Genomic DNA, 7914 nt, shown 5'->3' with positions numbered 1-7914 from the left:
GAGCATGGTGTCGAAGTAGTAGCGCGACGCCCGGTAGCAGTGCGTCCCGTACTCCACCGCGCTGCCCGAATCGTCGAACGCGGTGCGATTCATCGTCAGCAGCGGCGCGCCCGGCTTCTCGTCGAGCAGGCGCGCCTCCGCGCGGGTGGCGGGGCGGGCGCCGATCCGCTGACGGGCCAGCCTGATGTGCACGCCGCGGGCGCGCAGTGCCTGGTAGAGCCCGTTGCGCTCGAGCTCCTCGGGCTGCGGCGCCAGCTCGACCGGCAGATAGTTGAGCATCACGGCCAGGGGTTCACCGTTCGCGCACCGCAGGCGCCGGATCGCCGCCACCTCGCGGTCCTCGGTGAGGTTCAACTCGCGGGCGATCTCCTCGGCCGGCTTTTCGCTGTGGTAGCCCAGCAGCTGCGTGGTGGGTTCCTGCCCGGCCCTGGCGAGATCGTCGAACAAGCTGGTGAGCTCGACGCGCCGGTGCACCGGGCTCTGCACGACCTGCGTGCCCACCCCGCGCTTGCGGACCAGCAGACCCTTGTCGACTAGCTCCTGGATCGCGCGCCTCGTGGTCGGGCGTGACAGCGTGAGCCGCCTGGCCAGCGAAAGCTCGTTCTCGAAGCGGTCACCCGGGACGAGCTGACCGTCGCGGATCGCGGCCTCGATCGCCTGTGCCAGCTGATAATAGAGCGGCACGGGGCTCGACCGGTCGAGCTCAACCGCCAGCGCCACGTCGACTCCGATCTCCGTGCGGTGCCAGGATGAGAGTAGCCACATCCTAACATCTGTATGACTGAAGGTTAGAATGTCAGGACAAATGGTTGACAGTCGTCGGTGGCACGGTGCACAGTCGTAGCCAGTCCACCCGTCCCAGCTCCCGGGGAGCCGATTTGACCACCACGCCTCTGGATGCTCTCGTCATCGGGCGCAGCGGCGTCGACATCTACCCCCTGCAGGTCGGGGTCGGCCTCGAGGACGTCACGTCGTTCGGCAAGTTCCTCGGCGGCACCGCGGCCAATGTGGCGGTGGCCGCGGCGCGACTGGGGCGGCGCGTCGCGCTGATCTCTGGGGTCGGCGACGACCCGTTCGGCCGCTTCGTGTCCCGCGAACTGGCCCGCCTCGGCGTCGACAACACGCTCCTGATCACCGACTCCGAGCATGCGACCCCCGTGACGTTCTGCGAGATGTTCCCACCGGATGACTTCCCCCTGTACTTCTACCGCAAGCCCACCGCACCCGACCTTCAGGTGCGAGGAGAGGACATCCGTCCCGACGCGGTCCGCGACGCGCGCCTGTACTGGTCGACGGTCACCGGATTGTCCGAGGAGCCAAGCCGCAGCGCGCATTTCACCGCCTGGGAGACGAGGGCGCGGCGGCCGCTGACGGTGCTCGACCTGGACTGGCGGCCGATGTTGTGGGAGTCCGCCGCGGCAGCCGGCGAGCACATCCGCCGGGCGCTGGCACATGTCACCGTCGCGGTCGGCAACCGCGAGGAGTGCGAGGTCGCCGTCGGCGAGACCGACCCGATCCGTGCCGCCGACGCGCTGCTCGAGCTGGGCGTGGAGCTGGCGATCGTCAAGGGGGGCCCCAACGGCGTGCTCGCACGCACCCGCCGCGAAACGGTGACGGTGCGTCCGATCCCGGTCCAGGTCGTCAACGGCCTCGGTGCCGGCGACAGCTTCGGCGGCAGCCTGTGCCACGGATTGCTGAGCCGCTGGCCACTGGAGAAGACGCTGCGCCACGCCAACGCCGCCGGGGCGATAGTGGCTGCACGGCTGGAGTGCTCCACCGCGATGCCGACCGCCGACGAGGTGGCGGACCTCGCCGAAGCCGCGAGCTCGGAGACGATCCATGCCTGAGCGCGCCTGTGCAACGAATTACGCCGAGCTGACCGACATTCGAGCCGATGACCCGGCGGCGGTGGCCCGTGCCTGGTCGGCGCGCGTGACCCGGCCGGCAGTGCGCGGGGACGGCCGGTTGATGATCGTCGCCGCCGATCACCCCGCGCGCGGGGCGCTGGCCGTCGGAGACCGGCTGCAGGCGATGAACAGCCGCACCGACCTGCTGGACCGGCTGCGCACCGCGCTGGCCGATCCCGGCGTCGACGGGGTCCTCGCGACCACCGACGTCCTCGAAGATCTGCTGCTGCTCGGCGTGCTCGACGACAAGGTCGTCATCTCGTCGATGAACCGCGGCGGCCTGGCCGGGGCCAGCTTCGAGCTGGACGACCGGATGACCGGAGCCACCGCGGCCGCCACCGCCCGGGCTCAGATGAACGGCGCCAAGATGCTGTGCCGCGTCGATCTGGCGGACCCCGGGACGCTGTCGATGCTCACCGAATGTGCGCGCGCGGTAGACGAACTCGCCGAGCACAGGCTGATGGCGATGCTCGAGCCGTTCATGTCGCGGCGGGTAGACGGCAGGGTCCGCAACGACCTGAGCCCGGACGCCGTGATCAAATCCATCCACATCACGCAGGGGCTCGGCTCGACCTCGGCGTACACCTGGATGAAGCTGCCGGTAGTCGACGAGATGGAGCGCGTGATGGATGCGACCACCCTGCCGACGCTGCTGCTGGGCGGCGATGTCAGAGACCCGGACGAGACCTTCGCGCGCTGGGCCAAGGCCCTGAGCCTGCCGTCAGTGCGGGGGCTGGTCGTCGGGCGCACCCTGCTCTACCCCCCGGATGACAACGTCTCGGCCGCGGTGCAGACCGCCGTCTCCCTGGTGCGTTGAGGATCATGAACAGCAAGTTCTACCTGCCCGCCGGGTCGACCGGCGCGCATCCCTACACCGTGTCGGTGACGCCGGAGTCGACTGGCTGGGCCGAAACCAGCCTGTGGATCACCGAACTCGCCGCCGGCGAATCGGTGGACCGTCGGTCAGGGCCGGACGAGATCCTCGTCGTGCCGCTGTCCGGGTCGTTGACCGTGTCCAGCGGCGATGGCGAATTCACCTTGACGGGACGGAAGTCGGTGTTCCACGGCCCGACCGACTTCGCTTATGTCGGCCGTGACAGCGGCTACCGGGTGGCCAGTGCCCGCGGTGCCCGCGTCGCGCTGTGCGGGGCCCGGGCCGGCCGGCGGCTGCCGTTGCGTTACGGCGCGGCCGCCGACGTCCCGGTCGAGCTGCGCGGCGCCGGCGACTGCAGCCGCGAGGTGCACAACTTCGCCACCGCCGACGTGTTCGAGGCGGACTCGATCATCGCGTGCGAAGTGATCACGCCCGGCGGGAACTGGTCGTCGTATCCGGCGCACAAGCATGACGAGAACACCGACGCCGAGACACAGCTGGAGGAGATCTACTACTTCGAAATCGCCGACGGGCCCGACGGCGCACCGGGCTTCGGCTACCACCGGGTGTACGGAACACCGCGGCGGCCGATCGAGGTGCTCGAGGAGGTGCGCTCCGGCGACGTGGTGCTGGTGCCGCACGGCTACCACGGCCCATCGATCGCCGCGCCGGGCCACCACATGTACTACCTCAACGTGATGGCCGGCTCCGGTCCGAAGCGGGCATGGTTGGTCAGCTTCGACCCGCACCAGGACTGGCTGCGCCGAAGCTGGGAACACCAGCCCGTCGATCCACGACTGCCGCTGCAAGTGTCGGGAGATTAGCCATGGCCACGGAACCCACTGTCCGCCTGACCGTCGCGCAGGCCACGATCAGATTCCTTGCCGCGCAAAACGTCGAACGCGACGGCGAGCGCAACCGCTTCTTCGCGGGATGCTTCGGGATCTTCGGGCACGGCAACGTCGCGGGGCTCGGGCAGGCGCTGCTGCAGGAAGAACTGACCGATCCCGCGACCCTGCCCTACGTTCCCGGCCGCAACGAGCAGGCGATGGTGCACTCGGCGGTCGGCTACGCGCGGATGAAGGACCGGCTGCAGACCTGGGCCGTCACCTCGTCGATCGGGCCCGGCGCGAGCAACATGGTCACCGGCGCCGCGCTGGCCACGATCAACCGGATACCGGTGCTGCTGCTGCCCGCCGACACCTTCGCCACCCGCGTCAGCGCCCCGGTACTGCAGGAGCTCGAGCGCCCCGACTCGGGCGACGTCACGGTCAACGACGCGTTCCGGCCGGTGTCGCGCTACTTCGACCGGGTGTGGCGGCCCGAGCAACTGCCCGCCGCGCTGCTGGGCGCGATGTGCGTGCTCACCGATCCGGCCGACACCGGCGCCGTCACGATCGCGATGCCACAAGACGTGCAGGCCGAAGCGTTCGACTGGCCGGAATCACTGTTCGCCCAACGGGTCTGGCACATCCGGCGGCCGGTGCCCGGGCGGCCGGAAATCGAGGGCGCCGCGGGCATCGTCGCCTCGGCGAAGCGCCCGCTGATCGTCGCGGGCGGAGGCGTGATCTACAGCGGCGCCACCGGGGCGCTGGCCCGGTTCTGCGAGCGGACCGGCATCCCGGTCGGGCAGAGCCAGGCCGGCAAGGGTGCGCTGCCCTACGACCACCCGCAGTCCGTCGGCGCGGTCGGCTCGACGGGCACCACCGCGGCCAACGCGCTGGCCGCCGGCGCCGACGTCATCATCGGGATCGGCACACGTTACAGCGATTTCACGACCGCGTCGCGCACCGCGTTCGCCAACCCCGACGTGCGGTTCGTCAACATCAACGTCGCTGCGCAGGACGCGGTCAAGCACAGCGGGCTTTCGATCATCGCCGACGCCCGCGAGGCCATCGAAGCGCTGGACGCCGAGCTGCCCGGCTACACCGTCGCCACGGACTACCGCGACGAGGCGGCGCGGCTCGCCAGAGGATGGGACGACACCGTCGCCGCGGCGTACCGGATCGACGACGACAGCGCCGGGCTCAACCAGAATCAGGTCATCGGCCTGGCGAACACGCTGTCCGAGCCGCAGGACGTGATCGTCTGCGCGGCCGGCTCCATGCCCGGTGACCTGCACAAGCTCTGGCGCACCCGCGATCCGAAGGGCTACCACGTCGAATACGGCTACTCGTGCATGGGATACGAAGTGGCCGGCGGCCTGGGCGCCAAGATGGCCTGCCCGGACCGCGACGTGTTCGTGATGGTCGGCGACGGCTCCTACCTGATGATGGCGACCGAACTGGTGACCGCCGTGCAGGAGGGCGTCAAGCTGATCGTGGTGCTCGTGCAGAACCACGGGTTCGCCTCGATCGGCTCGCTCTCGGAGTCGTTGGGATCGCAGCGATTCGGCACCGCGTATCGGTACCGCACCGGCGACGGCCGGCTCGGCGGCGCCAAGCTTCCGGTGGACCTGGCCGCCAACGCGGCCAGCCTCGGCGCCGAGGTGATCCGGGTCGCGACCGCCGCGGAGTTCACGGACGCGGTCAAGCTCGCCAAGGCCAACGACACCACGACGGTGATCCACGTCGAAACCGACCCCACGGTCTCCGCGCCCAGCAGCGAGTCCTGGTGGGACGTCCCGGTTTCGGAGGTGTCCGAGCTGGATTCCACCCGAGCCGCCCGACAGACCTATGTGCAGCACAAGGCCGCGCAACGTTCCTACCTGCGGCCAGCTGAGGGGGCATCATGACGATCAGCATCGGTACGCCACCCGACTCGTGGGGCGTCCGGCAAGTCTCTTGGTGAGGTCAGCGTCATGCGCCTTGGCCGTCGGCTATTCAACGCGATCGTTCTCATGTGGATACTGATCGGAGTGCTCGCGGCGTGGCAACGTGACTACTTCCAGAAGCCACCGACAGACTGCGCTCACATCGGGACTGTCGCCATGGCTATCGCGGCCGGCCCGCTGAACTACCTCGGGGAAAATCCCCGCCTTGCCAAATGCGCGCTGCAGGTGCCGCGGCCGAATGGATAACGCTGTCGCTCGCCAGGTTGCCGGCGCGTGTCAGGCGCATTCGGTGCAGACCATCCGGCCACCCTGGATGCGGGCCAGCTGACTGCGGTGATGAACGAGGAAGCACTCCGAGCAGGTGAATTCATCGGGCTGCTTCGGGATCACCCGCACCGTGAGCTCCTCGCCGGAAAGATCGGCGCCCGGAAGCTCGAACGATTCTGCGGAGTCGGTCTCATCGAAGTCGACGGCGGCGGACTGGGCGCTATTACGGGCGGCCAGCTCTTCCAGCGAGCCCTCAGCCGGCTCGTCGGTCTCGTTGATGCGTGGGGTGTCGTAGTCGGTTGGCATCGTTGCGTCCTTTACGTCGGTGGTCATCCGGTGGTCATCGCGGCGGCGGTTTCGTCAGCGCGCAACGCATTTGCACGATCGGTTGTTCCCGCGATGCGACGACGCCGCATCGGCGGGAACGAACCCCCGGCCGCGCCGGGGCATAAGCCCTCCTTCGGTGGATCGGCGTCGGCTCGACCGGGGCGTACCCATGTTGTCCGTTGGCTACACACCGATGCCTCAGGGATGCCCCAGGCCCCGGGGGCCCGCCCGCGACGTGACGTGCCGGCCAGGTGGCCTGCGCGCCGGGCGGTGGTAAGACGGGACATGCTGAACGAGACGATCGACAAGTTCAGTTCCGACGCGCTCGTCAACATGCTTCCCGCTGTCGGCTTAGTCGTCGGGTTACATCGTCGGTGCGCCGCTGAGCCCGGCGGGGTGGCGAATTCACGTCACGGTCGGTCATCCCATAATTCAGCGATCGTGGTGGCCTTGCGGTACGTGAGGTTGAATGGGCTGCTAGGGCGCGCTCCGGGCGCCGGTGAGGAGGCCGCTGCTATGAGCCGATTCACCGCCACCATGTACACCAACGCCCGCAGCAGCACCAACGAGGTCGCCCACGACGTGCTCTCCGAGGTGAATGTCCGCCCACGCAACGTGGTGGTCGTCGGCCCCGGGACGATCCCCAAGACGCCGTCGGGCAAGGTGCGCCGTGCTCACGCCCTGTCGCTGGCGGGCTGAGATCCGCCCGGTCCGCCACAGCTGGCCGGCAGTCCTCGTCGCGGTCGGTGTGGCTCTGGCCGGGTGTGCGAACAACGCCGCCGGCCCGTCGGTTCCGACGACGACCGGTTATGTTCCGCCGGGCGTCCCGACCGAGGGCACCCACCCACCGGCCAACAAGCTCCCGCCGGCCGCCGAACCGCAGTCGGCGCCGCCGCAGAGCGCCCAGATCCCCGGGCGGATCGTCGCGGTGGGCGACTCCCCGGAGGGCGTCGTCGCCGACGGCGTCACACGCACCGTCGCCGTGGCCAAACGCAACCCGAACGAACTCGTGCTGCTCAACGCCGACACCGGCACGATCACCGGCCGCACGGCGCTGCCGGGGTTCGCCCGGCACCTGGAGCTGGCCGGCGCGGGCGGTCCGGTCCTCGTGCCGATGGAAAGCGCCAACGCACTGATTCGCGTCGACCTCCCCGGCGGCCACCCGGGGCCGCAGATCGTCACGGGCACCGTGCCGCATGACGCCGCGCAGGCGCAGAACGGCACGATCTTCGTCGCGAACGAACTCGGCGGCACGGTCGCGGTCGTGCGCGGCGACAAGGTGGTCATGGCTTTCAGCGACGTGGTGCAACCGGCGGGCACGGCGGCGGTCGGCCAGTCGGTGGGTGTCCTCGACGTGCGCAAGAACGACCTGACCGTCTACGACGCCGCCGCGCTGAAGATCATCGGCTCGACGCCCGCGGGGCAGGGGCCGACACACCTGGTCGCCGACAAGCACGGCCGGCTGATCGCCGCCGACACCCGCGGAAACGCCATCCGGGTGTTCACGCCGCTGCCGAGTCCCCGCGAGGTCGCCAGCATCCCGCAGCCCGGCGGACCGTACGGCATCGCCTACGACCCGGTGCGCGACCGGCTGTGGGTCGCATCGTCAGGCACCAACCAGGTCGTCGGCTACGACATGACGCAGGCGACGCCCCGCGCGGTGCAGCAGCTGCCGACGGTGCAGAACCCCTACACGCTCGGCGTCGACCCCGGCACCGGCCGGCTGTTCATCGCCGGCGTCACCGGCGGGATCGTGCAGATCATCG

7 protein-coding genes and 1 pseudogene are annotated in these 7914 nt (G+C 69.6%); 6 read left to right on the top strand and 2 right to left on the bottom strand.

The features are described from left to right. Positions 1 to 765: GntR family transcriptional regulator (locus VKG81_RS05865; protein WP_324394901.1), on the bottom strand; the 765-nt coding region annotated here is incomplete at its 3' end. A 113-nt stretch (positions 766 to 878) separates the two neighbouring features. Between VKG81_RS05865 and iolC the strand changes: the two genes are divergently transcribed. From iolC to iolD, 4 genes are read left to right on the top strand one after another with little or no spacing between them, the layout of a single operon-like run. Beyond that, positions 879 to 1847 carry a 5-dehydro-2-deoxygluconokinase gene (gene iolC, locus VKG81_RS05860; protein WP_324394900.1) on the top strand — a complete coding sequence of 323 codons (969 nt, stop codon included), beginning with the start codon at positions 879 to 881 and terminating at the stop codon, positions 1845 to 1847. Next, positions 1840 to 2724: a Cgl0159 family (beta/alpha)8-fold protein gene (locus VKG81_RS05855; RefSeq protein ID WP_324394899.1), complete on the top strand. Its 885-nt coding sequence runs from the start codon at positions 1840 to 1842 to the stop codon at positions 2722 to 2724. Before iolC ends, VKG81_RS05855 begins: the two co-directional genes overlap by 8 nt. Before the next feature lie 5 nt (positions 2725 to 2729). Then, positions 2730 to 3605 carry a 5-deoxy-glucuronate isomerase gene (iolB, locus tag VKG81_RS05850; RefSeq protein WP_324394898.1) on the top strand — a complete coding sequence of 292 codons (876 nt, stop codon included), beginning with the start codon at positions 2730 to 2732 and terminating at the stop codon, positions 3603 to 3605. Between the two features lie 2 nt (positions 3606 to 3607). Continuing rightward, the gene (iolD, locus tag VKG81_RS05845; RefSeq protein ID WP_324394897.1) at positions 3608 to 5515 is read left to right on the top strand and encodes a 3D-(3,5/4)-trihydroxycyclohexane-1,2-dione acylhydrolase (decyclizing); all 1908 of its coding nucleotides are present in this window, start codon (positions 3608 to 3610) and stop codon (positions 5513 to 5515) included. A gap of 315 nt (positions 5516 to 5830) precedes the next feature. Here the strand turns inward: iolD and VKG81_RS05835 are convergent, their stop codons facing one another. Further along, the gene (locus VKG81_RS05835) at positions 5831 to 6127 is read right to left on the bottom strand and encodes a DUF4193 domain-containing protein (protein WP_324394895.1); all 297 of its coding nucleotides are present in this window, start codon (positions 6125 to 6127) and stop codon (positions 5831 to 5833) included. Between the two features lie 588 nt (positions 6128 to 6715). Here VKG81_RS05835 and VKG81_RS05830 point away from each other — a divergent pair. Continuing rightward, positions 6716 to 6847: pseudogene (locus tag VKG81_RS05830) on the top strand (hypothetical protein); the annotation flags it as partial. Then, positions 6819 to 7914: YncE family protein (locus VKG81_RS05825; protein ID WP_324394894.1), on the top strand; the 1096-nt coding region annotated here is incomplete at its 3' end. The pseudogene VKG81_RS05830 and the gene VKG81_RS05825, both read left to right, overlap by 29 nt.

The organism is Mycobacterium sp., from assembly GCF_035314905.1.
Classification (GTDB): domain Bacteria; phylum Actinomycetota; class Actinomycetes; order Mycobacteriales; family Mycobacteriaceae; genus Mycobacterium.
Note: the sequence above shows the minus strand (reverse complement) of the source record. Positions and strands in the feature narration are given on the sequence as shown.